Source organism: Acidovorax sp. LjRoot66 (genome assembly GCF_964253305.1).
Lineage (GTDB): Bacteria > Pseudomonadota > Gammaproteobacteria > Burkholderiales > Burkholderiaceae_C > Acidovorax.
On record NZ_CAXUQU020000001.1, the window covers coordinates 3036021 to 3058264 of the forward strand.

The following is a 22244-nucleotide window of genomic DNA, read 5'->3' on the forward strand; positions in this document are numbered from 1 at the left end:
AGAAAGCAACCACCATGAACATCCGAGAACTCAAGCGCCGCCTGCAACCCTACAGCGGCTACATGAAGCCCGCCGAAGATGGCGGGGCCGATAGCGGCGGTGCTGCCGTCGAAGAGAAGCCCGACTTCGGCAACGACCCCGATCCAGAGCCATCTGGAGCCCAGGCCGATGCCGCAGACGCTGGCGGGGCCGGTGGCGACGGCGGCGACCCACCAGCAGGCAGTGCCACCGAGGCCGAAGGCGAAGAAGGCGCCGATGGGCAAGGCGGGCGCCGTACCGTAGGCATCCCCAAGGCCCGCTTCAATGAGGTGAACGAGGAGAAGAAGGAAGCACTCCGCAAGCTGCAGGAAGCCCAGGAAGAAATCGAGCGCCTGCGCACTGCCGCGAACCCGGCCGCAGCCCCGGCAGCGGCAAAGGCCGCCCAGGATGCGATGGATGTGGACGCCAAGGAGGAGGAATACGCCGAGGCCCTGTACGCAGGTGACGGCAAGAAGGCCGCCGCCATTCGCCGCGAGATCAACGCGCACTTGGTGGACCAAGCCACCACCCGGGCCCGCGAAGTTGCGGCTACCGAGTTCACCACCCGCGAAACAAAGACCCTGCTGAAGGCGGCCGTTGATACCACCATGGCCGCATACCCATGGCTGAACGAGCCTGAGGGCGCCGAGGCCACCAGCATGATCGTGGCATACCGCGACAAGCTCCACCGCGAAGGGGTGCCGCTGCACCTCGCCCTGCAGCAAGCGGCCGCAAAGATCGCCCCGAAGTTCGCGCCTGACCCGGACACCCCCAGTAGGGTTTCTGAGAAGCCGGCACCTGCGAAAGACTTGCGCACACCAGCAGCAATCGCCCGTGGCACTGCAGATGCAGATCGGCAGCCACCCGCTGTGCAGGCTGGGATCGGCAACCGCGCAACGCCCAACCGCATTGACTGGAAAGCACTGGATGACGACCAGTTCGCAGCAGTGCCCAAAGACGAACTGCGCAAGGCTCTGGGTAACGCCTGAGTAAGCCAAGTCCTGCGGGGAACCACCGCCCCGCAGGCTCAGTAAACAGGTGATTCCGTCTGGGGGACGTTAAGCCCCGGCGCTCTTGACCGCCTCAAAAGTCATGTTCCTCGCAGCTGGGCGGCGTCATGTCCCGAGACCGCAATCCAAGGAGCATGACATGGCATTTACCGCCTTTTCCGAACTCAACTCGCAGCAGAAAGTGCTGTGGAGTCGCGTCGTATGGAAAGCCGCCCGCGACCAGGCTTTCATCACCAAGTTCACCGGCACCGGTGACAACAACGTGATCCATCGCATCACCGAACTGACCGCCACTGAAAAGGGCGACCAGTGCCTGTTCCAACTCGTGGCCGACCTCACCAGCGATGGCGTGATCGGGGACAACGAGCGCGAAGGCAACGAAGAAACGATGAAGAACTACGAGCAGATCATCTCGATTGATCTGATGACCAACAGCGTGCGCAACAAGGGCAAGCTGTCGGATCAGCGCTCGGTCATCAACTTCCGCGACCAGGGCCGCGACAAGCTGGCGCAGTGGCTGGGCTCCCGTATGGATCAGTTGGCATTCCTGACGCTCTCGGGCATCAGCTACGCCTTCGAGAACAACGGCGCCGCCCGCGTGAACTCTCCGTTCCCAAACCTGGAGTTCGCCTCCGACGTGTCGGCCCCCTCGGCCAAGCGCTCGCTGATGTTCGACGGCACCAGCCTGCAGATCTCGGCCACCGGCTCGATCACCACGGCCTACGTGCCCAAGTACACCATGATCGTGGACGCCATCGCCTACGCGAAGTCGCACTACGTCAAGCCTATCCGGGCCGGTGGCAAGGAGTACTACGTGATGTTCGTGCACCCCCAGACGCTGGCGGCCCTCAAGAAGGATCCCGACTACCAGCGCGCTGTGGTGGCCGTCGCCACGAAGGCCGGCATGGACTCCCCATGGTTCACCGGTGCGACCGTGACCGTGGACGGTGCCGTGATCCACGAGCACAACCTGGTCTACAACACGAAGGGCGCAGCCTCTGGCGCCAAGTGGGGTTCCGGTGGCCTGGTGGACGGCTCGCGCACCCTGCTGTGCGGTGCTCAAGCCCTGGGCATGGCCGAAATCGGTGACGGCGACTGGGTGGAGAAGAAGTTCCAGTACGACTCCAGCGTCGGTATCAACATCGACAAGATGCTGGGCTTCCTCAAGCCCAAGTTCTACAGCATCTACGACAAGTCGGTCGAAGACTTCTCGGTGGTTTCCATCGACCACTACCTGCAGTAAGCAGCGCTTCGGGGCGGGGCCTTCGGGCGCCGTCCTTCCTCTTTCCCCTGATGTTGAAGGAATCTCATCATGCCTATCACCAAGAAATCCGGCCGCCAGGAAGTCATCGCGGCCACTGCCGACTTCGTCTACTCCGACCTCGTCAGCGGCACCTACGCTGCAGCGGTTGACCTGCCAGGCGGCGCCATCGTCGTGGGTGGTCACCTGGCCATCACCACGTTGTTCAACTCTGCCACCACGGACCAGTTCTCCATTGGTGACAAGGTGGGCGCAGCTTCGGCAGGCAATACCACCTATGCGGCCCAGTCCGCAGACATCACTGCCGTGGGCGCGGTACCCATCGTCCCAACCGGCAAGAAGTCCACCGAGGCCAGCACGGTCGGCGTGGTTTGGACTGGCGCCGGCACGGCCCCATCGGCTGGCGCGGGCCGCTTGACCGTCCTGTACATCGTGGACGGCCGCGCAGCCTTCACCCAGGGCTAAATCCTTTCTCAGTGGTCAGGCCAGCGATGGCCTTTTGCACCCGGCGGCCTGATCACCGCCGGGTTTTTTGAAGGACACGATCATGAAATTCCGCTCTCCCACTGCCCAGCCGCTGCACGTGGCTCTGACGACCGGCCACACCTGTGTGGTGCCTCCTGAAGGCGCTGAGATCGACCAGATTTTCCACCGCGAAGCCATTTCGCGCGGCGCGATCCCTGGATCGATCACCGAAGACGAGAAGCCAGTGCTGGCGACCGGTTTCGACCGGAAAGCCCTGATTGCGGGCGCCATGAACGCCATGCTGGAAGGTGCCAATGAGGAAGACTTCAACAAGGATGGCAAGCCGAACCTTCGCGAGGTGAACGCCCGAATCGGATTTCAGGCATCCCGCGAGGAAGTGGACGCTGTCTGGGCCGAAGTCTCCAAGAACTTGGACGCCGGCGGCGAGAAGACCGAAGGCGGCGCTACCGGCGCCTGATTGCCATGAACGTTGCCGACTTCATCGCCGACTTCCGCTCCGACCTCTCGGACGCCGAGGATCCACCACTGTGGTCCGACGCCGAGATCGTTGGATGGCTGAACGCGGCGGTGCAGGAGGCCAACGAGCGGGCCAAGCTGACCGAGGACAGCACCACCGCATCGGTGTGCACCATCGCCGTGGTGGCCGGTACCGCTGTCTACCCGCTGCACCCGTCGGTCTTCCAGGTCAAGCGCGTGGCCCTCAACGGCCGCAAGATCGAGGAAACCAGCGTGGAGGCCCTGGACGCCTGCGGCCCCAGCGGCTGGGAGACTCGCACCGGCACGGCCCGCGAGTACATCTTCCAGCAGGCCAGCGGTTCCAACCCGGCTGCCATCCGCCTGGTGCGCGTGCCGCCAGAGAACGGCACCCTGACCCTCACCGTGTACCGCGGGGCCCTCAAGAAGCTTAGCGCCGACCTCGACACCCAGAAGCCCGAGCTGCCCGAGCGCTTCCATGAGGCCTTGAAGAACTGGGTGTATCGCTGCGCCTGCCTCAAAGCAGACCCTGAAACCTTGAACCCGGTCAAGGCAGCAGAGTACGGGGCCCTGTTTGAAGCATCCTTCGGCGCCCGGCCGGACGCCAACGTGCAGCGCAAGCAGCGCGACAAGCGGCCACCAATCGTGCGCTGCAGCTGGTAATTCTCGCCCCCCGGTAGGGTTCGCCCTGAACCCTGCCCGCAGGAACACTGGCCGCCATGGCTACGACGCCCGCAAAACCTCCCCGCATCGGTCCCTTCCCCTTGGGCATGGACAACCGCGCCCCAGACTTCGCCCTGGCGCTGCCTGACGGCGGCCACCTTCTGCGCGACGCGGTGAATGTGGATGTCACCCAGCAGGGCGTCATCAAGACCCGCCCCGGCTACGCATTGAGCGAATCCGGGCTGGACTGCCATTCTGGCTGGAGCCCACGCAGCGGGGCCTATGGCCTGTATTGCGACAGTGGCGACATCTACCGTATCGACGTGGCCGCTGATGGAACCACGGCGCGCACCCAGGTCGCCACTGGCTACGGCCGCGTGACCCCCGTGGTGTATTGCGAGGTGAACGAGGCCATCTACTTCACGGACGGCATTCGGGTCGGCTCCTACCATCCTGTAGCAGGCGGCCCAACCCCACGCTGGCTGGATGCTGCCCCCCGCATGGTGGGCGACGTGCAGCTGGCCCAGATGCCACCAGGCGCCTGCATTGCGCACCAGGGCGCCCGGCTGCTGGTGGCCGTGGGCCGCTACTTGCTGTACAGCGAACCATTCACGCCGGGCCTGCGCGACGAGGCCAAGAACTGGGCGATCTTCCCCATGCCCATCACGGCCATCATCGCCGTGGAGGCTGGCGTGTTCGTGCTGTCCGACAAAACGTACTGGCTGCCTGGCGGATTGCCTGCCCAGGCCCTGCGCGCGGTCAAGGAATACGGCGGCCCGCTGCAGCAGCCCAGCTACCAGAATGACGGGGCCGCGCACTGGATGTCCCTGCGCGGACTGATGGGCAGCAACGCGGCCGGCGAGCTGGCCAACCTGCAGGAGGCGCATGTGGCCATCGAGGTCGAAGGCGCAGCCTCCACTCTCTTCCGCGAGACGGATGGCATGAAAACCATCCTGTCCGCGCTCTCCACCCCCAGTAGTGCAGGTGCCGGTGTCGGCTCCTACATCGAGGCAACCATTCACCGAAAGGCTACCCCATGAACGCATTCCTGCCTTGCGGCTTCGTCTACGAGATGACGGCACGCGACCGCCACACCGGCATGAAGGCGTGGCGCGACTCCCTCAAGAACCGCGTGCCGATGGAAGGCCTGAACGCCATTGCGCAGTTCTTCAAGGCCGGCACCGGCCCGGCCAACCTGTACATGGGCCTGTGGTCCGGTGCGCACGTGCCCGACGGCACCGAGACGGCGGCCACCCTGCAGTCCATCGTCACCGAGGTGACCGGCTACGACGGCGCCACGCGCAAGGCCGTGACGCTGGGCAGCGTGACCGATGGCGGCCTGTCCAATGCCGACGCCATGGCCCGCTACCAGTTCAACGCCACCCTGACCGTCAACGGCGCTTTCATCAGCACCACGTCGGCCAAGGGCGGCAGCACCGGCATCCTGTATTCCATCGTGCGCTTCCCCACGGCCCGGTCGGTGGACAACTCCATCTACATGGATGCCCTCGCCGCCTTTCAACTCGTTTCCATGTAAGGAACCATCACCATGACCCTCAAAGCATCTACCGGGCTGCGCAACTACATGCTGGCCACTGGCTCTGCCAAGGCCGCGCTGGCCGATGGTTTCATCCACATCTATTCGGGCGCCGAGCCGGCCACGGCCGATGCCGCGATTGGCGGCGCCACCCTGCTGCTTACCGTCTACGGCGACAACGTGAGCGACGGGCTGAACCTGGCCGCTGCAGCGGCTGATGGCTTCATCGAGAAACTGGGCAGCGAAACCTGGGGCGGCCCTGTGCTTGCCACGGGCACGGCCGCCTGGTTCCGCCACGTCGGCAGCGCTGACACCGGCGCCCTGTCCACCACCCAGCCGCGCCTGCAAGGCACCGTGGCCCGCGCCGGCGCAGAGCTGAACCTGTCCGACGTGGATCTGGTGGCGGCCGCGCCCCAGGCAGTGAACTACTACACGCTGCAGCTCCCGAGCTTCTAATCTGCCATGGCGGTGTACCTGATCCAAGGCGGGACGCTGCAAGGCTCCCTCCCAGTTCCCGCAGAGCTGTCCCCCCTGGGCATCCTGCTGGTGAACTACGAGACTCCCGGCGAAGACCCGTTCGCCATCGGGGCGGGCAGTGACGCCGGCACACCGGTACCGCCAAGCTACCCCATCGACCCAGCCCCGAACTGCCAGATGATTTTTGAGGCGGGCACGGTGAGCGCCTCCATCATCACCGGCTGGTCCAACCTGCTGAGCGGCATGGATGCGAAGGTGATGCAGATACGCTTCACCTACGTGCCCGAGCCAGGAGCCGGTTCACCCCGCATGGCCCTGCGCTTGGCTGGTGGGCTGATGCAAGTTGAGCTACCGGGTGGCGCCATGGTCGAGCCGCTGTCCATGCGCGTGTCGGCCGGCAGCTACCAGTTGGTGGATGCACTGGGAGTTGTGCAGGTGGACATCACGCCCACGATGCTGCAGGACCACATCGACGCCAATGACAACCTGTGGGCCGACAGCACACCGGTGGTGTATGACCCCGATGTCATGGCCCCGCTGGGCTTTGCCGCTACGACCATCGCCACCGGCAACGAATCTGCTGCACACACCGACGGCGGCGATGCGATGATCGACGTGATCTACGATGGCCTGGCCGGCGCCTCCACCTTCTGGACTGATTTCTACCTTGCATCCGAGGAGGCTTGATGCTCCTCTACAAAGACCTGAACGGTCAGGGTGACGGCAAGGAAAACACCATCCTGAACGGCATGCTGCGCACCGGCAACGAGTTCATAACCGAGCGCGATGCCGATAGCGAAGTGCAGGTTTCCGGCGAGTTCGCCAGCATGCGCCGCATCCCCACTGGCGAGACGCTGCAGTTGTGCGCGCTTTTCGAGCTGGCCGATGCGCGTTCTGTGGACGAGGCCGGCAACACCACCGTGCTGGCCGACAACGTGGACCGCTCCGGCGGTTACAAGCCATTCACCCGAACCCGCCTGTTCGATGGCTTTTTCGATGAAACGGGCGGCACGCGCGGTCCCGACCTGGTCAGTGGAAAGCGCCAGAACGTGCGGCAGCCCCGATTCACGAAACTGCCCGAGCGTGTGCACGACGTTGACCACACCACGCAGGCCGGGCGCGGGCGATTCTGGCACCTGGGCGACGGCGAAAGCCTGCTGGTGGTGCGCGAGAACTTCACCGAGAGCGACCCCCGCTACTTCATGGGCGTGACGGCTGCAGGCTTCACGACCCGACGCACGCGCCTCAGCAGCGTGGATCTGGTGCGCGTGGTGGGCGAGACGGGCAAGGTGCGCGACACGCTGCTTTCCTTCGACACCTTCAGCGGCCTGGGCTTCGACCCGGGTACGCGCGCCATCCAGGTGGTGGACGGCACCGGCAGCGAAGCCCTGTTCGACGCGAGCAACGTGTTCACCGGCCGAGCAGGGCACACCTGGGGCCGGTATACCAACGCAGGCCTGCGCATGGACCCCAGCGCCACCTATGCTGTGGCCGAGCCAGCGTGGCACCCGGATGGGTTCCTGTCGCTGGTGGTGGTGCACGCGCGGCCATCCGACAACCCCAACCCGCAATCCTCCATCATCCGCACGCTGACCTGCACCCGCACGCGCAAGAGCGACGAGCCCGCTACCAGCACCATCAGCCTGCCAGCCCACGGCGACGAGAAAAATGACTGGTCGGTGTGCGAGGTGGAGCTGCTGCGCGTGTCGCCCACGGCTCTGCTGCTGCGCGTGCTGATGGCCGGGGTGCTCAAGCCCGGCACGCAGTTGGGCGGAACGCAGGGCGGCAACGCCTATGCCTTCTACTGGAGCGCGGACAGCGGCATCACGTGGGGCCTGCTGGACCTGTCCTCCATTGAGTTCCACCTGACCATACTGCAGCGCCCCACTGGCATGATGGCCACCGGCACCGGCAAGGCTCTTCTGTTCACCAGCGGCACCGACCTGGCCGAGGCGCGCGACACCGCAATGGTCGTGGTGCACGAGCTGACGGCGGCCGGGCCCAGCACCATCGGCACAATCAACGGCTCAGTGTTCAGCGCGGGGCTGGACGAGGGCAACCTGATCAGCGGCGTGCGCTACTACCCGAAGTACTACCCCGTGGGCTTCGGCGGCGGCGTGCGCATCCGGGTGGGCGAGGTGCCTGTGCAGCGCCTGTGGATGCAATTCGACCCCTTTGCAGTGCAGGCCGAGGGCAACCCGGGCAGCCTGGCGTATCCCAATGCGCGGCCGATGCTCATGGTGTCCGACGATGGCGGCGTGACCTGGAGCCGCCGATTCCTGCCGGTGGAGTGGCAGCAGCGCGCCGGGTTCACGGTGTCCTGGGACCAGACCACCATGCTGGTGCCCGTCTCTGCCCCCCGGCGTGTGGACGACGAGGGCTATCTGCAGCCGGTGTCCTTCAAGCTGCACGAGTCCAAGGACGGCGGCACCACCTGGAAGGCCAAGACCTTCCGGTTCACCTTGCCCTGGCAGGCCAACACCGATGGCCAGCTGCTGCCCGATGAGCCCGAATACGACATTGACGACTTCCGCTTTGACTACAACCGCGGCGAGCTTTTCCCCCTGGTGGCCGTGCGCGGCCCGCGCGGTGACGTGCTGCCCATGAACCCCGGTCGGCCCTGGATTGCCGACGCGCGCAAGGAGGCGCCCTGATGCCAAACACCCTCATCAAAGACCGCGATCTGCTCAGCTACACGCCGGGCACGCCGGCAGACCCTGGCTACCCTGGCTCCCCAGCTGTGCCCGCGCGCACCACCTACCGCACGGTCGAGCAGCGCGTGGAGGCCCCTGCATCCAGCATGCAGCCGGTGTTTTACTACAGCGTGAACGGCGTGACCATGTCTGCCGATTCCTTCTCCAACGTGCCGCCAGCCTCCCGGTCGAGCGTGCAAATTGAGTGGATGACGCCGCTGGACGTGCTGCGCAACCTGGTGGGCAATCCTGGGCTGACCGCGACGGCTGCGCACTACTCCGATTCGTGGGGAACCGCCTCATTCGGGGGCCGGACCTTCCGCGCCCCTGCGTCCTGGACCAGCGCCTGGATCATGCAGACCGTGAAGGTGAAGGTAGAGGAACCCGCCAAGCCCGCCATCCCGCCACGCCCTCCGACAGCCGCACGGCCCGCGCGCGCGGTGTACGACTTTCATTTCGGGTGGAACGCGGGCGCACACAGCTTGGACCTGCTGCCAGCGGACTGGCTGGGCACCGCACAGTTCGACATCGGCAAGCCCGTGGGTGCGGTGGTGGGCTTCGCCCCCGTGGCCGTCACCCCCACTGCCGAGCGCAGCAGCAGCTACCACATCAAGTTCGGCCTGGTTTTCGGCGACGGCATCATCCGCCTGCGCGAGGACGGCCAGACGCTGCAGACGCTGGGCAGCATGACGGGCGCCGACCAGATCAAGGCCATGGTGTTCGGCCGAACCATCGAGTGGTACCGCAACGACACGTTGCTCTATCGCGGGCCCTTCGTGATGGAGAGTGCCTACTACCTGGACGCCGTGCTCTATGCCGGCAACGACGAGGTGGCCAACCCCATCCTGACCGACGAGGTGGAGGCGGAGCCCGACGGCGCGCACCTGATGATGGCCGCCCTGAAACTGAACGCCGCCATGGGCAGCCAGTGGAACTTCACCAACCGCATGGGCGCCATGAAGATGCTGGCCAGCGAGGACGCGATCTGCCAGGGCAATCTGGTGATGCGGCCCCTGCGTGTGCCCGTGGAGCGCGGCAACGGCGAGATGCGCGGCGCAAAGCTGCGCGGGCTGTACGTGAGCGCGGCCGAGCAGCGCCAGAACGGTTTCGCCCGCCCGGTGATGCGCCGCATGGAGGCCCTGGGCTACATGGGCGGCGGCGATGACGCTTGGATCCCCAAATACTCCATCGGCGCCATGGGCTTCCTGCCGGTGGTGGGCGTGGGCGCCGTACTGGGCGGCCAGAACCACCACTACGAGCTGCAGCTGCGAGCCCTGGACCTGATGGCATCGCAGAGCGCCTATGGCGAATCCCGCCTGGCCATGCTGCCAATCACCGGCGTGGGCGACATGGAGACGGTCACGAACGTGCTGAAGTCCCAGGAGCTGCTGGGCGCCGTGCCCACGCTGCAGGGCCTGCAGTACATCGCCGTGGTGATCGCTGAGACGTTGAGCGCCGCGGGCACCATCACCATCGACGCCGTGGCCGTGCTGGCCGACGCATCGGAAACCATCGGGGTGGAGGACGAGACCAGTGTGGTGGCGCGCATCCTGGCCACCCTGGTGGAGCAACTGGGTGTTTTCGAGAAGTACACCACCCTGGTCTACCGGGTGACGGGCAGCGGGCCGGGCCAGGTCATCACGCCCGTGGAGCCCGGCGAGGCCTGGGCCGTGAACGCTGAAACGAACGGCTCCACGCGCTACGACAACTACCTGTTCAACAGCCTGATGACCATCAAGGGCAAGCCGTTCGGCGTGAAGCCGCAGGGCGTGTACCTGTTGGAGGGTGGCACCGACGCCGGAGTGGCCACGCAGGCCGGCGTTTCCTTGGGAAAGAACGACTTCGGCACCCAGGTGTTCAAGCGCATCGAGGCGGTTTACGCAGGGGTGACTAGCACCGGCAACCTGGTGCTGCGGGTCAGCGATGGCGTGAACAGCTACGACTACCGCGCCCGGCGGGCCGACGACCGCATGAAGGTGCAGCGCTTCGACCCCGGCAAGGGCCTGCGCGCGAACTACTTCACCTTCGAGCTGCTTGCACAGGACGGCCAGCAATTCGAGCTGGACAACATCACCTTCCACCTGGCCGCCAGCACGCGGAGGATCTGACCATGCCAAACGGACGCGCACTACCTTCCGCTCTGCTCTACGACTGGCTCTTGGGCCGGGCGTGGAGCCTCGCCCTTGTCAGCCAGGCCAACGCCAACACTCTGGGCCCGGAGAACCTGGTGTACGACCCCGGCGTGGCAGATGGCAGCTACGCGATAGCCAAATTCCTGAGCAAGTACGAGGGCGACGAGTCGGCGGCCCTGGTGCAGGCGCACGACCAGGCGCTGAACCGGCAACTGCAGGCGCTGGCCGACGACTGGGCCGCGGAGTTCAAGGGCCTGATCGACATCGTGGCCCCCATCGGCCCCGGTTTCCTGAACGCCGTGGAGTGGCTGCGCACCGTGGTCAACGGTGGTGACGGCCTGGGCTACATCGGCCAGGACCACCGCAGCCAGCAGGCGTTGAACTACGGCATTGCCATCGACGCCGGCCTGAACGAGCGCGGCCTGCCCACGCCGCCCGGCGCCATGGCCGCGCTGCGCGCCACCGGCATCAGCGTGATGTCCACCCACTACGGCAACTTGAACAACGCCATGACGGCCACGGCGCTGCAGGAGGCCCAGCGCCTGCGCATTGACGCGGCCGAGGCGCTGATCAAGGCCCGCGATGATGCCCTGGACGCCACGCTGGACTACCTGTTCACCGAGATGACGCTGATGTTCGACGTGTTCGGCCGCAACAACAACTACCTGACGAAGCTGCAGCGCGATGTGGGGGCGATGCGCAACCGCATGGCCGTGCGCGGCGCCGAGCTTTCCGATTGGGAGGCGCGCGTGCAGCAGTTGGACGACCGCCGCCAGGCCACCGTCCAGCGCAGCGAGGAATTCAACAAGCGCCAGGTGGCCAAGCTGGAGATGGAGGCCGAGGCGCAGATCAAGATGCTCCGCCGGTACTCTTCGCGCGCGGCCTCGGCCATCAACAGCGCGGGCGTGTCGGTCAATTCGAGCGCCCAAGAATCCAACGAAATCGACGCAGAAGGGTAACCAGCCATGGCAACCACCTACCCAACCGGCGGTACCGCGCAGCAGGGCATCAGCGCTGCCATCGTGTACCAGGCCATCACCAAAATCAGCGACATGCTGGTAGAGGCCGATGCCAACATGGCCGCGCAGCTGGGCCCGAACATCAACAAGCCGCTGAACGACATCAGCAACCAGCCCGAGATGATGAAGTCCCAATACGTGGACAGCCTCACGGCGGCACAAAAAGCGCTTGCCGATGCGAACCTGGAAGGGGAAAACCCCAAGGTGCCCACGCTGCCCGCCATCCTGGACCAGACCATCGGATCGTTCTTCGCCGACTACACCACCGAGCTGAACCGCCTGTTTCCCGGCCTGGGCGCCGCCGGCGCGGACGCCGATGCGTTCGTGCAGAACGCGCTGGCATCGTCCATGGGTGTGTCGTACATCGAGTTTGTGGACTACCAGCCAGCCGCCGCCGCATTCCTGCTGGCCCGCAAGGACGCCTTCGCGCAGGAGCGCACCGCGCTGGACGCCACGGCTGCTGCCGGCCACCGCTTCGCCCCTGGGGTGGTGCTTGAAGGCCTGGCCCGCATGCATGCCGACAGCGTGAAGCCATCCACCGACCAACTGGCCGCCACCTTCGCAGCACGCGCAGCCGAAGAGCGCAGCCAGAAGATCCGCCTTGTGGCCGCCAGCCTGGGCACGCACCTGCAGCGCATCCGCAAGCTGCACCAGCAGGCCGCCGAAGCATTCAAACAGAAGGTGCGCGCGCGCGGGCTCTGGATTGGAGACCAAGACGCTGTACTCGAAACCGATGCGCAGCGCTACGTCATGAGCGCCCAGTTCGATTCCCGCCTGGTGGAGCTGCTGCGCACGACCGCAGCGCGCCGCCACGGCACCGTGGTGAAAGGCTACCAGGCCTACGACAAGGACATGGAGATGGGCCGCATGAAGGTGGCCAACGGCCAGGAGGTGGTCGACCTGTTCGGCAACATGGTCACCACCCTGTTGAACCAGGTCCGGGCCAGCGGCAGCTACCAGGGCAGCGAGCGCGACAAGACCGATTGGGAAGAGCGCCTCTCCTGAGTCCAACCCCCAGTAAGGTTTGGCACCCGCCGCGCGCGCGGGAAGACTGCCTGCATTGATACCCGAAAGGCCATCCATGCAAGGCTTCCCGTCCGCAGCGCACCGTCTCGCGCAACTCCCCAACTCCCCGCAACACCTGGCAGACGGCGGGCCCGTGGGCTTCGGCGCCCGTGGCCTTGCCGGCCTCCGTGACCTGGTGCCCAAGATGGCCGCCATGGGCTACCCCCAGGCTGCCGCACCGGCCCCAGCACCTGCAGCTGACCCACGTGGCGCGGCCGGCCTGCGCGCGATGATCCCGCAGGTCGAGGCGATGGGCTACAAGCAGGCCAGCGCCCCGGCGCCGCAATACTTCGCTCGGGGCGGCGTGGTGCGCGGGCCCGGTACCGGCACCAGCGACAGCATCGAGACCGAGGCCGAGCCCGGCACCTTCATCATGCCGGCCGACAGCACCGAGGCAATCGGCCCCAGCGCGCTCGAGCAGATGGGCACGATGCCCGTGCGGCTGAGCGATGGCGAGTACCAGATGCCCCCGGAACAGGTGATGGCCATCGGTGAGGCAGTGCTGAAACTGATGAAGGACGCCACGCACGCGCCCGTGAACGGCATGGACGGTGGGCAGTCGGATGCCGAGTTGGCCGAGCCTGCAGGCTTCGCGCCATCGGCACAGGAGCAACTGGCCGCGCCGCCCGAGCAGCGCTTTGCCGACGGCGGCCTGGTGGACCCAACCCGCCGCCCCAACAGCTTCGGCGACGCCGCTGCGGTGGCTCGCGACCCTGGCGTGATGCAGGTCAACACCGGTCGCGCAGACCCCTACGGCCGGCCCGCCCCGGCCCCCGCGCCACGACCGGCCCCATACCAGCCCAGCGCCATGGGCCGCATGACAGCCGCCACCGACCCACGCAGCACCACCTACAGCGCGAACCCCTACGCCGCCGGCAACAGCGCGCTGCAAGCCGGGTTTGCCGGCCAACAGGGCAGCAGGGGCATCGTGGAAATGGGCCAGCCGCCTGCACCCGCACCGCTCACTGCGCGCAACAGCTTCGGGGATGCAACAGCGGCCACGGTGGACCCAAACACGACCCAGGTGGCCACGCGCCCCGGGCTGGCGGCGACGGCCCTGGCCAGCGCTCCGCCACCAGCCGCCGCGCCTATGGGCTGGCAGGCTCGCAACGACCAGCGCAATCTGGAGGTCACGGCTTCCTCGATCATGGCCAGCCCCGAGCGCGCGGCGGCGCAGCAGCGGCTGGGCCAAATGCCAGCACCTGCAGGCCTGCCCGTGCGCAGCTACGCCGACGGCGGCAGCGTCGAAGATGAGCGCCGCCGTCTGGCGCAGATCCCCACCGGTGGACAGATGGCACCCGCAGCGGACGGCAGCCAGTCCAACCCGCTGAACACAGACCTGGGCCGCAACGTCACGAACACCCTGTCCGCACTGCCAGGCGTCGGCGCACCGGCCCGAGCTGGGGCAACCGCTGCGCGTGCTGGCGGCGCGGTAGCCAACACCGAGCGCGCGATCCCTGCGACCTGGGAAGTCGTGCAGGAGGGCGGGGCGCTGGCCAGCCGAGCAGCAGCACCCGCCGCGCAGCAACTCGGCCAGCTGCCGGGCGCTGCCGGCGGCCCACTGGCGCGCGCAGCGACTATGGCCCCGCAGCAGGCCGCCCCGGCTCTCGCAGCACCAGGTGGACAGGTGGCCACTCTGGGCGCGCAGCCCGTGGGCCTGGCCAGCCGTGGGGCAGCGCAGATGGCCGAAGTCGCCCCAGCCGCTGCTGGTGCTGGTCAGGCCGCCAGTGCCGGTGGTTCCAACCTCGGCCGCTACGCGGCAGGGGCAGCAGGCCTGGGCGCCACCGCCATGCTGGCAGGCGCGACTGGTGAGACTGGGGCCATGCCCACCCAGCCGGCTGGCTTCGCGCCGAACGCGCTGGCTGCGCCCGCCCAAGGCCCAGCGCCGGCCGCCGCAGCAATGAGCCAGATGCCCGCCCCGACTGGCATGGTCACGCGCGACGGCAACAGCTACAGCGGCCCGGCCAATATTGCTGGGGACGTGTCCATCAATGGCGCCGCCCCGCGCAACGGCGGGCAGATCAGTGCGCAGAACATGGCAGCCGCCGATTCCCTGGCCGGCCGTCAGGCGCAGGAGTCCGCGGCGCGGGTGCTGGGCCAAATGCCGGCCGCGCCCGCAGGCTTCCAGGCACCAACTGTTCGCAACAGCACCAACGACTGGGCCCTGCGCAAAGAGCTGGAGAACGCGCGCACGTCGGCCAGCAGCATCACGAACACCCGTCGATGGGGCGGCAGGGGTGCAGAGAACAACCCCGACCAGGCCGAGCTCAATGTTCTGCTGCGCGCCGATGCTGCTGCGCGTGGTGCGCAAACTGGCGCCGACCTGGCGGCCATGCAGGAGACTGGCGCGAGCCGCCGAGCCGCAGCAGCAGATGCCGGGGCAACGCAGCGTGCGCTGATTGGTGAGCGCGGCCAGAACCAGCGCGCGGCAATCACGGCGGCACGTGGGCAGCAACCGCCCGCCGGCTACCAGTGGGCACCAGGTGGTGGGCTGACGCACATCCCTGGCGGCCCGGCCGACCCGAGCGTGCGCGGGAACAAGGCGCCGCTGAATGACGTGCAAAGCAAAGCGCTGCAGTTCGGCACCCGCATGCAGGAGGCTGGTTCGATCATCGACAAGCTTGCTACAGCCGGCGTCACGCAGTCCGGCCTGATCAAGCGCGGCGCCGATGCGATCGGTCTTGGCGGCGTGGCCAACTTCACGCAGAGCCCGGAACAGCAGCAGGTCGAGCAAGCCCAGCGCGACTTCATCAACGCCGTGCTGCGCCGCGAGTCCGGTGCGGCCATCGCCGACAGCGAGTTTTCCAACGCCAACAAGCAGTACTTCATCCAGCCAGGTGACTCGCCAGAGGTGCAGGCGCAGAAGCGGCGCAACCGCGAGATCGCCACGGCGGGCATTCTGGCCGAAGTGCCGGACAGCGAAAAGCGAGTGGGCCAGGTGCTGACCGCTGCCAACGCCAACTCGGCGCCTGGTGCGACAACGGCAGCAGCGCCTGCAGCACCCCCGCAAATCGCAGAGCTGCAGCGCCGCGCCGCCAACAATCCCGCGCTGGCCGCGCGCCTGAAAGAGATGGGGTATTGAGATGGCCACGACCGACTACTCGGCCATGAGCGACGATGACCTGCTGGCCCAGGTCAAGCCGCGCGCTCCAGCACCTGCAGCCGCCGCAGCCAGCCCAACGCCATCGGCGGCTCCCGACTATTCCAAGATGAGCGACGACGAGTTGCTGTCGGGGCTGACACCGCGCGCGGCCGTCGCACCTGCGCAGCCGCAGCGCTCCATGGGCGCAGAGTTGGGCCGCCAGGTCGGGCTGACCGTGCGCCACGGCATCAACGGCGTGGCCGCCATCCCGGCCATGGCCGCCGATGCAGTCACCGGCGTAGTGAATGCTGGCCTTGACGCCACGGTAGGGCAGGGCACCGGCCCGCGCTTCGGCAGCAGCGCCAAGGCACTGGACGGCACCCTGACCAATATCGGCCTGCCCAAGCCCGAGACGGCCCAGGAGCGCGTGGTGGGGGATGCGACTTCGGCGCTTGCTGGCGGCGCTGGCGTTGTCAAAGTCGGTCAGGCTTTGGCGAAGAACGCCGCGCCATCCATCACCAAGGAGGTCGGCGAGGCACTCGCCAAGGGCCCTGGTGCGCAACTCACTGCGGGGGCAAGCAGTGCAGGCGCGGCAGGCGCGACCCGGGAGGCAGGCGGCGGTGAGGCGGCGCAACTCGCTGCAGGCGTGGCCGGAGCGATTCTCCCTGGCGTCGTAGCGCCGCGTCGCGTGTTGACCGATGCTGGTCGCCAGACTCGTGCCAGCGCGCAAATGGCCAACGAGGCGGGGTATGTCATCCCGCCGGTCGACCTCAGCCCCGGGGGCGTGCTGGAAGGCCTGTCGGGATTCAGCGGGAAGTTGAAGACGCCACAGGTTGCCAGTGCGCGAAATCAGACCGTGTCCAACAGCTTGGCGCGCAAGGCACTGGGCCTTGGCGATGACGTCGACCTGAACGTGGACACGCTCGAAGGGATCCGGCGCACCGCCTCGCAGGCATACGCTCCGGTGGCGGGCTCTGGCGTGGTGACGCCCGGTAAGTCCTACACCGCCGCACTCGACCAGGTGTTGAGCCCATTCACCAGCCAGGCCGGATCATTCCCCGGCGCGCGCGTGCCGAAGGTGGTGGACGACATCAACGCTTTGCGCACGGGCCAGTTCGATGCTGGGGACGCCTTGAACATGGTGCGCAGCATGCGCGAGTCGGCGGACATCGCCTACCGGGCCGGCGAGAACCAGGCCGGCAAGGCCTACAAGGGCGCGGCCGGTGCGCTCGAAGACGCCATAGAGGGGCACCTCAAGGGCCTGGGCCAGCCCGGTGGCGAGCTGCTGAAGAACTTCCGCAACGCCCGGCAGACCATCGCCAAGACCTACACCGTGCAGGGCGCCCTGAACCCCCAAACCGGGAACATCAACGCGATCAAGCTGGGCGCCGATCTTGCCAAGGGCAAGCCGCTGAATGGCGAACTACGAACTGTGGCGGAGGTGGCGCAGGCGTTCCCCCGGGCGAACCAGTTCTTGAAGGAGGCGCCCAATGCCACCAGCCCATTGGACTGGTTCGGTGGCACCGCTGCGGCTGCCGGCACGGGCAACGTTTTGCCTCTGGCTGCCGTGGCCGCGCGCCCAGCTGTGCGCGCCGGCCTGCTATCTGGTCCCATTCAACGCTTAGCCATCCGCAACGCCGGTACCGAGCTGCGCCGCACGCCAGAAGCGCCGGCCGCCATCGCTGCGGGTGTCGCCAGCCGGGCAGGGCAGCCCGATGAGCAGCCGCAGTTCCGCAACCGCCTGCAGGCTGGCGCCGCTGCCCGTGCCTCCGGCGGCGTGGTCGTGCCGGTGCCCGGCGGGTTTGCCGTCCAACCCCGATAACTGCTACATTCCGCCCATGGCACACGACCCCTACCAACGCCCCATGTCGCTCGGCGAGTCCGAGAACCTGCTACGCAGCGCTGACAACTGGGAGGCGACCAAGCGCGGGTGGGCGGCCGATTTCGGCATACTGGCCCTGGTGATCGTGGCCATTGGCGGCGCGGTGCTCGGGCTGCTGGGCGTGGCGGCGGTGGCCGGGCCCATCGTGGCTGTCGTCGCCTTTGTAGTGGCAGTGCTGATCTGGCACGACCGAAAGTAGCACCCGTCCGCTCACACGGCCCGCTTCGGCGGGCTTTGTTGTTTCTGGCTTAGCAGCGCCAGTTCGGGCCTTGCCTTGTGCACACCTGGCCCTGTGGCCCTGTGAGGTTGTCGCCCTGGCGGTGGTAGACCCCGCCCATATTGTCGTAGCACGCCCCACCATTGCAGTGCGTGATCATGGACGGTGCCGACTGCTGGGCTTCCAGCTGGCGCGCAGCGTTGCGCCTTTCCTGCGCTCGCGCGGCTTCGGCATTCGCGTCGAAGCGCCCGCCGTTCCGGGTGATGCTGCCGGCCGACGTTGCCGCGTTCTCGCGGTCTTTGCGCGACTGCCAGTCGTTCTGGGCCGTGGCCGGGATGCAGGCGGCGGCCAGGACCAGCGCTGCGAGGGTGTGGGGCAGGTGTTGCATATCTCCTCCTGCAGAGCACTGTAGCAGGGCGGGGCAAAGAAGGGCAATGCACGGCGACCCCCAGTAGGGATAGGTGAAATGCGGCATATGCGAAGAATGGGCTTCCATGTCCAACCACCCGAAGGTGCATCGCATGGCTTCCCCTCCCATCACCCCCTTGGCCCAAGAGACCCGAACTGCCGTGCCCACAGCGGCGGCGGCCCACCACCTGAACCGCTCCACCAAGACCCTGCAGCTCTGGGCTTGCAAGGACACCGGGCCCATCAAGCCTCTGCGTGTGGGGGGCCGGCTGGCCTGGCCAGTGGCGGACCTGAAGCGGCTGCTGGGCGTGGAGGTGCAGTCATGACCCGCCGCGAACGCTACACCGACAACGACCACATCTGGGGCCCTTTCCTGTGGGCCAAGTCCGGCGGGGAACGCACTGCTGCTGCTTATTTCGAGGCCTGCACCGACGAGGATAGCGACGCCAAGTTCAACGTGCTGCACCTGCAGGTCTCCAAGTGGCTGCTGCGCGTGCACTTCCCGGCCTGGCTCAAACCGTACAGTGAACGCCACCAAGCAAACTGGGACGCGGCCACTGTCGCGCGCCTCGGCCGCAACTACTACGAATCGTTCTCGCCAAGGGCCTACGGGTTCTACATCTGGGAAGGGCATTTTTACGCTTACCTCGGTGCGCAGACGAATGACAGCACAACCACCCAGAGCTGGAGTTGCTTCCTTCCGTGGACGCAGTGGCGGCACGTCCGCCAAAGCTGGTACGGCCCAGGGGGTGAAGTGCTGGGAGAGTTGTTCGACACCAGTCACCGCGAGGTGGCCAAGGCCCAGCGCGACTGGCGTTGGGAGTTCGAAAAGACCCTGCCCAAAGTGGTTTTCGAGTTCAAGGACTTCGATGGCGAGGTGATCCACGCCAAGACCCACATCGAAGAACGCGAATGGCGCTTCGGCACGGGCTGGTGCAAGTGGCTGAGCTTCTTCCGCCGGCCGCGCGTGCGCACGTCTCTGGACCTCACATTCACGAAAGAGGTGGGCCGGCGTAAAGGATCTTGGAAGGGCGGCACGCTGGGCCATGGCATCGAGATGCTGCCGGGGGAAATGCACGAGGAAGCGTTCCGCCGGTATTGCGCCGCCAACCAGCTGACGTTTCTGCATACCGTGCCTGGCGGGGAGGGCTGAGCCATGTTGCCAACCCTGAGCGCTGAGTCCAAGGAGCGCATGCGCGCCGTGATCTTCAATACCGCCATAGCGCCACGCCCGGGCGAGGACTGGCGGGATGCGCTGCGGCGCCAGGTGGCTGTGACGCGGCCCGCCGGCCCTTTTTCCTTCGCCCTGCGGCTCCAGCGACGCCGGGCGCGACAAGCGCTGGCGGCCAGCTTCGCCGAGGTCGAGGCGCTGAAGCAGGCCAACGCAATGACCCTGGGCCTGCTGCAGGACGTGAGAGAGCAGCGTGATGCCTACCGGGACACTTTGACTGAGGCGCGGCATCTGCTGGGCAACCATCCTGCGCTGCCGCCTCTGGTCACCGGCGCCCACCCGCACCAGAAGGGCGGTGACTTCGATTTCGCCCCACCGGAACCCATTTCGTTTGAGCTTCTGCAGAACATGGATCGACGGTCAACGGCCAAGATGAACGTAGCCCGCATGTACGAGTTGCTCGCGCGCGTGGAAATCGACCGGGCGCGCGATGAGATGCACTGCTATGTGCGTCTGGCCAGCGGAGAAACCGCCTATTGCATGTCTGGTCCTGCGCTGCGCAGCATGGGCGGGAGACCTCGCGATCTGGCTCGCATCCTTGAGCGCGAAATCGCTCCTCGAATGGCGCGCCGGTTGGCCGAGAACCTGCGCAAGGGAGGCGTGTGATGACCGACCCCGACCTGTGCCCCTGGCCGGACTTCAACGGCAACCCCATCCACCACGGCGACCGCATGTGGCACCCGGTCAGCGGCCAGACCTTCACCGCGGTGCGCCTGCATGGCATTCCAGACCCGGGGAACGCATGGCGCGCGATCTACGACAGCGAGGACCCTGTGGGCGTGTCCCGGCTGTGCCTGCAGATCGGCGACAAGGGGATGGCGGTGGTGATCGAGAAAGGCGGCGCATGATGGCCCGCCGCCGCTTCCGCTGGACCCGCGCCAAGTACCGCCAGGCCCACCGCGAGGCGCGCATGTACTTCGGCCAATGCTTCATGCACCACGGCGAGCCCTCGCTGGTGCGCCGGTACCGCGAACTGTGGGAGGCGCACCCGCAGGGGGATGACCCGCTCAAGCGGCCCCGGTACCTGCGCTACCGTTCTGATGACGAATGCCCGTTCTGACCACCAGCCCGCCCCGAGCGGGCTTTTTCTTGCCCGAAGCCCTTCAGCCGCACTCGGGTTTCCTGCTCGCAAAACCGTAGCTGTGCAGCCCGAGGGGGCCGGTCCGCACCGCTCTCCGGCCCCGATGTAACGCCTTTCAAGCCCAAAACACTGTAAATTCATCCAGTGTTTGATATGGATGCGGGGTCATCGTGAAGTTGGAAATCAGGTATCGGTGGCGCGTGCCGAAGAAGACGCGCACGGGGCGCGCCAGCACGTACGCCTACCCGTTGGCCTTGACCGAGGAAGAGGCGGCGCAGCGCATTCCAGGCGGGGTACGCATCGAGGGCTCGCGCGAAGAGGCAAAGGTCCTGGATCAACCTTGCGAGTTCGACCTGCACGGACACCAGTCCGGCGCAATCGGGCCATGCCCTGCGATCCTGCTCTCGCCCCCGCTACCTGGGCACGGCGCGCGGCAGGAGACGAAACTGCGATGCAAAGCCGGCGAGTACCTGATCCGCCAGGAGGGCGCGCGCTGGATCGTCACGCTCGCCCGCACGGGCACCCTGATGTACGACGGCGCCGGGCCGGTGGAGATCGTGGCGCGGGTTCCCTTCGCCCCCGGGCCGCTGCTGCCGAGCAACCCGACCTTGCTGCGCACCAAGAACCGGGGCGAGCGCGTCCTACCGCTGCCGCCCGACCACTACGAGGTGCAGGAGCACGGCACCCTGGCGACGGTCTACCTGCTGGCGACGAACGAGGTGATCTACCAGGGCCCGGCGCCGGTGGTGGTCCTGAGGTCGCGGGCGCCGTTCTAGGCCCCCCGGTAGGGTTTCAGCGCTGGCCCTGCAAGCTGAACACTGCAGGGCATGACCAAGCCGGCCAAGCTCAAACTCACCATCTACCAGGGCGCCACGTTCCGCAAGCGGCTGACGTGGAAGGCTGGCACGCCGGCTGTTCCTGTGGACCTGACCGGCTGCACGGCCCGCATGCAGGTGCGCGCCGAAATTGAGTCGGCCACAGTGCTGCTCAATCTCACCACCGAAAACGGCGGCATCACGCTCGGTGGCACAGCAGGGACCATCGACCTCCTATCGGCAGAGGACGAGACCTCCGATATGACGTGGGACGGCGGGGTGTGGGACCTGGAGATAGTGCATCCAGGCGGCGAGGTCACGCGCCTGGCGCAGGGCTCCGTCTCCGTCTCGCCGGAGGTCACCCGTGACTGATCTGGTGGTGGTCGAAGAGATCGAAGTCCTCACGGTCGAGGGCTCGGACGATGTGATCCTGGAGCAGATCGAGGTCACCGAGATCATCACCGATGCAGAGCAAGGACCACCGGGGCCAGCCGGCGGCGGCAACTACGAGCACCCCCAGACCATTGCGGCGGCCGTGTGGACCGTTCCCCACAACCTGGGCCGCCATCCCACTGTGGCCGTCACGGACCACCTCGGCAACCTGGTGATTGCCGACACCCAGTACATCGACACCAACATCGTGCAAATCACCCACGGCGCCGCCATGACTGGCTTTGCCTACTGCAACTGAGG

Annotated in this window: 25 protein-coding genes; 24 read left to right on the forward strand and 1 reads right to left on the reverse strand. The window is 66.8% G+C overall.

Annotated features, from left to right (window positions below; all coding sequences use genetic code 11):
* Positions 1 to 14 precede the first annotated feature (14 nt).
* The 16 genes from ACSQ3Y_RS14140 (at position 15) to ACSQ3Y_RS14215 (ending at position 17998) form a co-directional block, all read left to right on the forward strand.
* Complete coding sequence (locus tag ACSQ3Y_RS14140; protein ID WP_436177733.1) at positions 15 to 1007, forward strand: hypothetical protein; 993 nt, start codon at positions 15 to 17, stop codon at positions 1005 to 1007.
* A 160-nt stretch (positions 1008 to 1167) separates the two neighbouring features.
* Positions 1168 to 2271, forward strand: a complete 1104-nt coding sequence (locus ACSQ3Y_RS14145; RefSeq protein WP_436177734.1) for a N4-gp56 family major capsid protein — start codon at positions 1168 to 1170, stop codon at positions 2269 to 2271.
* A 69-nt stretch (positions 2272 to 2340) separates the two neighbouring features.
* Positions 2341 to 2754, forward strand: a complete 414-nt coding sequence (locus ACSQ3Y_RS14150) for a hypothetical protein (protein WP_436177735.1) — start codon at positions 2341 to 2343, stop codon at positions 2752 to 2754.
* 82 nt (positions 2755 to 2836) lie between these two features.
* On the forward strand, positions 2837 to 3232 hold the full coding sequence (locus tag ACSQ3Y_RS14155; protein ID WP_436177736.1) for a hypothetical protein: 396 nt from the start codon (positions 2837 to 2839) through the stop codon (positions 3230 to 3232).
* A gap of 5 nt (positions 3233 to 3237) precedes the next feature.
* Positions 3238 to 3912 (forward strand): phage adaptor protein, encoded by a 675-nt coding sequence (locus ACSQ3Y_RS14160; protein WP_436177737.1) that lies wholly within the window; start codon positions 3238 to 3240, stop codon positions 3910 to 3912.
* Positions 3913 to 3968: 56 nt separating this feature from the next.
* Positions 3969 to 4952, forward strand: a complete 984-nt coding sequence (locus tag ACSQ3Y_RS14165) for a hypothetical protein (protein WP_436177738.1) — start codon at positions 3969 to 3971, stop codon at positions 4950 to 4952.
* Positions 4949 to 5449, forward strand: coding sequence for a hypothetical protein (locus ACSQ3Y_RS14170; RefSeq protein ID WP_436177739.1), 501 nt, complete (start codon positions 4949 to 4951; stop codon positions 5447 to 5449). Before ACSQ3Y_RS14165 ends, ACSQ3Y_RS14170 begins: the two co-directional genes overlap by 4 nt.
* A 12-nt stretch (positions 5450 to 5461) precedes the next feature.
* The gene (locus ACSQ3Y_RS14175) at positions 5462 to 5905 is read left to right on the forward strand and encodes a hypothetical protein (RefSeq protein WP_436177740.1); all 444 of its coding nucleotides are present in this window, start codon (positions 5462 to 5464) and stop codon (positions 5903 to 5905) included.
* A 12-nt stretch (positions 5906 to 5917) separates the two neighbouring features.
* Positions 5918 to 6613 carry a hypothetical protein gene (locus tag ACSQ3Y_RS14180; RefSeq protein WP_436177741.1) on the forward strand — a complete coding sequence of 232 codons (696 nt, stop codon included), beginning with the start codon at positions 5918 to 5920 and terminating at the stop codon, positions 6611 to 6613.
* Positions 6613 to 8580, forward strand: coding sequence for a hypothetical protein (locus ACSQ3Y_RS14185; RefSeq protein WP_436177742.1), 1968 nt, complete (start codon positions 6613 to 6615; stop codon positions 8578 to 8580). Before ACSQ3Y_RS14180 ends, ACSQ3Y_RS14185 begins: the two co-directional genes overlap by 1 nt.
* The gene (locus ACSQ3Y_RS14190) at positions 8580 to 10727 is read left to right on the forward strand and encodes a hypothetical protein (RefSeq protein ID WP_436177743.1); all 2148 of its coding nucleotides are present in this window, start codon (positions 8580 to 8582) and stop codon (positions 10725 to 10727) included. Before ACSQ3Y_RS14185 ends, ACSQ3Y_RS14190 begins: the two co-directional genes overlap by 1 nt.
* A 2-nt stretch (positions 10728 to 10729) precedes the next feature.
* On the forward strand, positions 10730 to 11710 hold the full coding sequence (locus ACSQ3Y_RS14195; protein WP_436177744.1) for a hypothetical protein: 981 nt from the start codon (positions 10730 to 10732) through the stop codon (positions 11708 to 11710).
* 6 nt (positions 11711 to 11716) lie between these two features.
* Positions 11717 to 12775: a hypothetical protein gene (locus tag ACSQ3Y_RS14200; RefSeq protein WP_436177745.1), complete on the forward strand. Its 1059-nt coding sequence runs from the start codon at positions 11717 to 11719 to the stop codon at positions 12773 to 12775.
* 76 nt (positions 12776 to 12851) lie between these two features.
* Positions 12852 to 15917 (forward strand): hypothetical protein, encoded by a 3066-nt coding sequence (locus ACSQ3Y_RS14205; protein ID WP_436177746.1) that lies wholly within the window; start codon positions 12852 to 12854, stop codon positions 15915 to 15917.
* A gap of 1 nt (position 15918) precedes the next feature.
* Positions 15919 to 17739: a hypothetical protein gene (locus ACSQ3Y_RS14210; protein WP_436177747.1), complete on the forward strand. Its 1821-nt coding sequence runs from the start codon at positions 15919 to 15921 to the stop codon at positions 17737 to 17739.
* A gap of 16 nt (positions 17740 to 17755) precedes the next feature.
* On the forward strand, positions 17756 to 17998 hold the full coding sequence (locus ACSQ3Y_RS14215; protein ID WP_436177748.1) for a hypothetical protein: 243 nt from the start codon (positions 17756 to 17758) through the stop codon (positions 17996 to 17998).
* Positions 17999 to 18047: 49 nt separating this feature from the next.
* Here the strand turns inward: ACSQ3Y_RS14215 and ACSQ3Y_RS14220 are convergent, their stop codons facing one another.
* The gene (locus tag ACSQ3Y_RS14220) at positions 18048 to 18404 is read right to left on the reverse strand and encodes a hypothetical protein (protein ID WP_436177749.1); all 357 of its coding nucleotides are present in this window, start codon (positions 18402 to 18404) and stop codon (positions 18048 to 18050) included.
* A gap of 133 nt (positions 18405 to 18537) precedes the next feature.
* Here ACSQ3Y_RS14220 and ACSQ3Y_RS14225 point away from each other — a divergent pair, with 133 nt between their 5' ends.
* From ACSQ3Y_RS14225 to ACSQ3Y_RS14260, 8 genes are all read left to right on the forward strand, one after another.
* Positions 18538 to 18750 carry a DNA-binding protein gene (locus tag ACSQ3Y_RS14225; RefSeq protein ID WP_436177750.1) on the forward strand — a complete coding sequence of 71 codons (213 nt, stop codon included), beginning with the start codon at positions 18538 to 18540 and terminating at the stop codon, positions 18748 to 18750.
* Positions 18747 to 19577, forward strand: a complete 831-nt coding sequence (locus ACSQ3Y_RS14230; RefSeq protein WP_436177751.1) for a hypothetical protein — start codon at positions 18747 to 18749, stop codon at positions 19575 to 19577. The genes ACSQ3Y_RS14225 and ACSQ3Y_RS14230 overlap by 4 nt, the downstream gene beginning before the upstream one ends.
* 3 nt (positions 19578 to 19580) lie before the next feature.
* Entirely contained in the window at positions 19581 to 20261 is a 681-nt protein-coding gene (locus ACSQ3Y_RS14235) for a hypothetical protein (RefSeq protein ID WP_436177752.1), read from the forward strand.
* Positions 20261 to 20503, forward strand: coding sequence for a hypothetical protein (locus tag ACSQ3Y_RS14240; RefSeq protein ID WP_436177753.1), 243 nt, complete (start codon positions 20261 to 20263; stop codon positions 20501 to 20503). Before ACSQ3Y_RS14235 ends, ACSQ3Y_RS14240 begins: the two co-directional genes overlap by 1 nt.
* A complete protein-coding gene (locus tag ACSQ3Y_RS14245; protein ID WP_436177754.1) occupies positions 20500 to 20715 on the forward strand; it encodes a hypothetical protein in 216 nt (71 codons plus the stop codon). Before ACSQ3Y_RS14240 ends, ACSQ3Y_RS14245 begins: the two co-directional genes overlap by 4 nt.
* A 191-nt stretch (positions 20716 to 20906) precedes the next feature.
* Complete coding sequence (locus ACSQ3Y_RS14250) at positions 20907 to 21512, forward strand: hypothetical protein (RefSeq protein ID WP_436177755.1); 606 nt, start codon at positions 20907 to 20909, stop codon at positions 21510 to 21512.
* A 51-nt stretch (positions 21513 to 21563) separates the two neighbouring features.
* Positions 21564 to 21923, forward strand: coding sequence for a hypothetical protein (locus ACSQ3Y_RS14255; RefSeq protein ID WP_436177756.1), 360 nt, complete (start codon positions 21564 to 21566; stop codon positions 21921 to 21923).
* The gene (locus tag ACSQ3Y_RS14260) at positions 21916 to 22242 is read left to right on the forward strand and encodes a hypothetical protein (RefSeq protein WP_436177757.1); all 327 of its coding nucleotides are present in this window, start codon (positions 21916 to 21918) and stop codon (positions 22240 to 22242) included. Before ACSQ3Y_RS14255 ends, ACSQ3Y_RS14260 begins: the two co-directional genes overlap by 8 nt.
* The last annotated feature ends 2 nt before the right edge of the window (positions 22243 to 22244 follow it).

Coding starts and splice junctions, on each gene's coding strand:
- ACSQ3Y_RS14200 (WP_436177745.1), top strand. CDS start 11,717: ATGGCAACCACCTACCCAACCGGCGGTACCGCGCAGCAGGGCATCAGC.
- ACSQ3Y_RS14155 (WP_436177736.1), top strand. CDS start 2,837: ATGAAATTCCGCTCTCCCACTGCCCAGCCGCTGCACGTGGCTCTGACG.
- ACSQ3Y_RS14230 (WP_436177751.1), top strand. CDS start 18,747: ATGACCCGCCGCGAACGCTACACCGACAACGACCACATCTGGGGCCCT.
- ACSQ3Y_RS14205 (WP_436177746.1), top strand. CDS start 12,852: ATGCAAGGCTTCCCGTCCGCAGCGCACCGTCTCGCGCAACTCCCCAAC.
- ACSQ3Y_RS14245 (WP_436177754.1), top strand. CDS start 20,500: ATGATGGCCCGCCGCCGCTTCCGCTGGACCCGCGCCAAGTACCGCCAG.
- ACSQ3Y_RS14220 (WP_436177749.1), bottom strand. CDS start 18,404: ATGCAACACCTGCCCCACACCCTCGCAGCGCTGGTCCTGGCCGCCGCC.
- ACSQ3Y_RS14140 (WP_436177733.1), top strand. CDS start 15: ATGAACATCCGAGAACTCAAGCGCCGCCTGCAACCCTACAGCGGCTAC.
- ACSQ3Y_RS14190 (WP_436177743.1), top strand. CDS start 8,580: ATGCCAAACACCCTCATCAAAGACCGCGATCTGCTCAGCTACACGCCG.
- ACSQ3Y_RS14160 (WP_436177737.1), top strand. CDS start 3,238: ATGAACGTTGCCGACTTCATCGCCGACTTCCGCTCCGACCTCTCGGAC.
- ACSQ3Y_RS14215 (WP_436177748.1), top strand. CDS start 17,756: ATGGCACACGACCCCTACCAACGCCCCATGTCGCTCGGCGAGTCCGAG.
- ACSQ3Y_RS14150 (WP_436177735.1), top strand. CDS start 2,341: ATGCCTATCACCAAGAAATCCGGCCGCCAGGAAGTCATCGCGGCCACT.
- ACSQ3Y_RS14195 (WP_436177744.1), top strand. CDS start 10,730: ATGCCAAACGGACGCGCACTACCTTCCGCTCTGCTCTACGACTGGCTC.
- ACSQ3Y_RS14175 (WP_436177740.1), top strand. CDS start 5,462: ATGACCCTCAAAGCATCTACCGGGCTGCGCAACTACATGCTGGCCACT.
- ACSQ3Y_RS14210 (WP_436177747.1), top strand. CDS start 15,919: ATGGCCACGACCGACTACTCGGCCATGAGCGACGATGACCTGCTGGCC.
- ACSQ3Y_RS14170 (WP_436177739.1), top strand. CDS start 4,949: ATGAACGCATTCCTGCCTTGCGGCTTCGTCTACGAGATGACGGCACGC.
- ACSQ3Y_RS14255 (WP_436177756.1), top strand. CDS start 21,564: ATGACCAAGCCGGCCAAGCTCAAACTCACCATCTACCAGGGCGCCACG.
- ACSQ3Y_RS14240 (WP_436177753.1), top strand. CDS start 20,261: ATGACCGACCCCGACCTGTGCCCCTGGCCGGACTTCAACGGCAACCCC.
- ACSQ3Y_RS14235 (WP_436177752.1), top strand. CDS start 19,581: ATGTTGCCAACCCTGAGCGCTGAGTCCAAGGAGCGCATGCGCGCCGTG.
- ACSQ3Y_RS14225 (WP_436177750.1), top strand. CDS start 18,538: ATGGCTTCCCCTCCCATCACCCCCTTGGCCCAAGAGACCCGAACTGCC.
- ACSQ3Y_RS14145 (WP_436177734.1), top strand. CDS start 1,168: ATGGCATTTACCGCCTTTTCCGAACTCAACTCGCAGCAGAAAGTGCTG.
- ACSQ3Y_RS14165 (WP_436177738.1), top strand. CDS start 3,969: ATGGCTACGACGCCCGCAAAACCTCCCCGCATCGGTCCCTTCCCCTTG.
- ACSQ3Y_RS14185 (WP_436177742.1), top strand. CDS start 6,613: ATGCTCCTCTACAAAGACCTGAACGGTCAGGGTGACGGCAAGGAAAAC.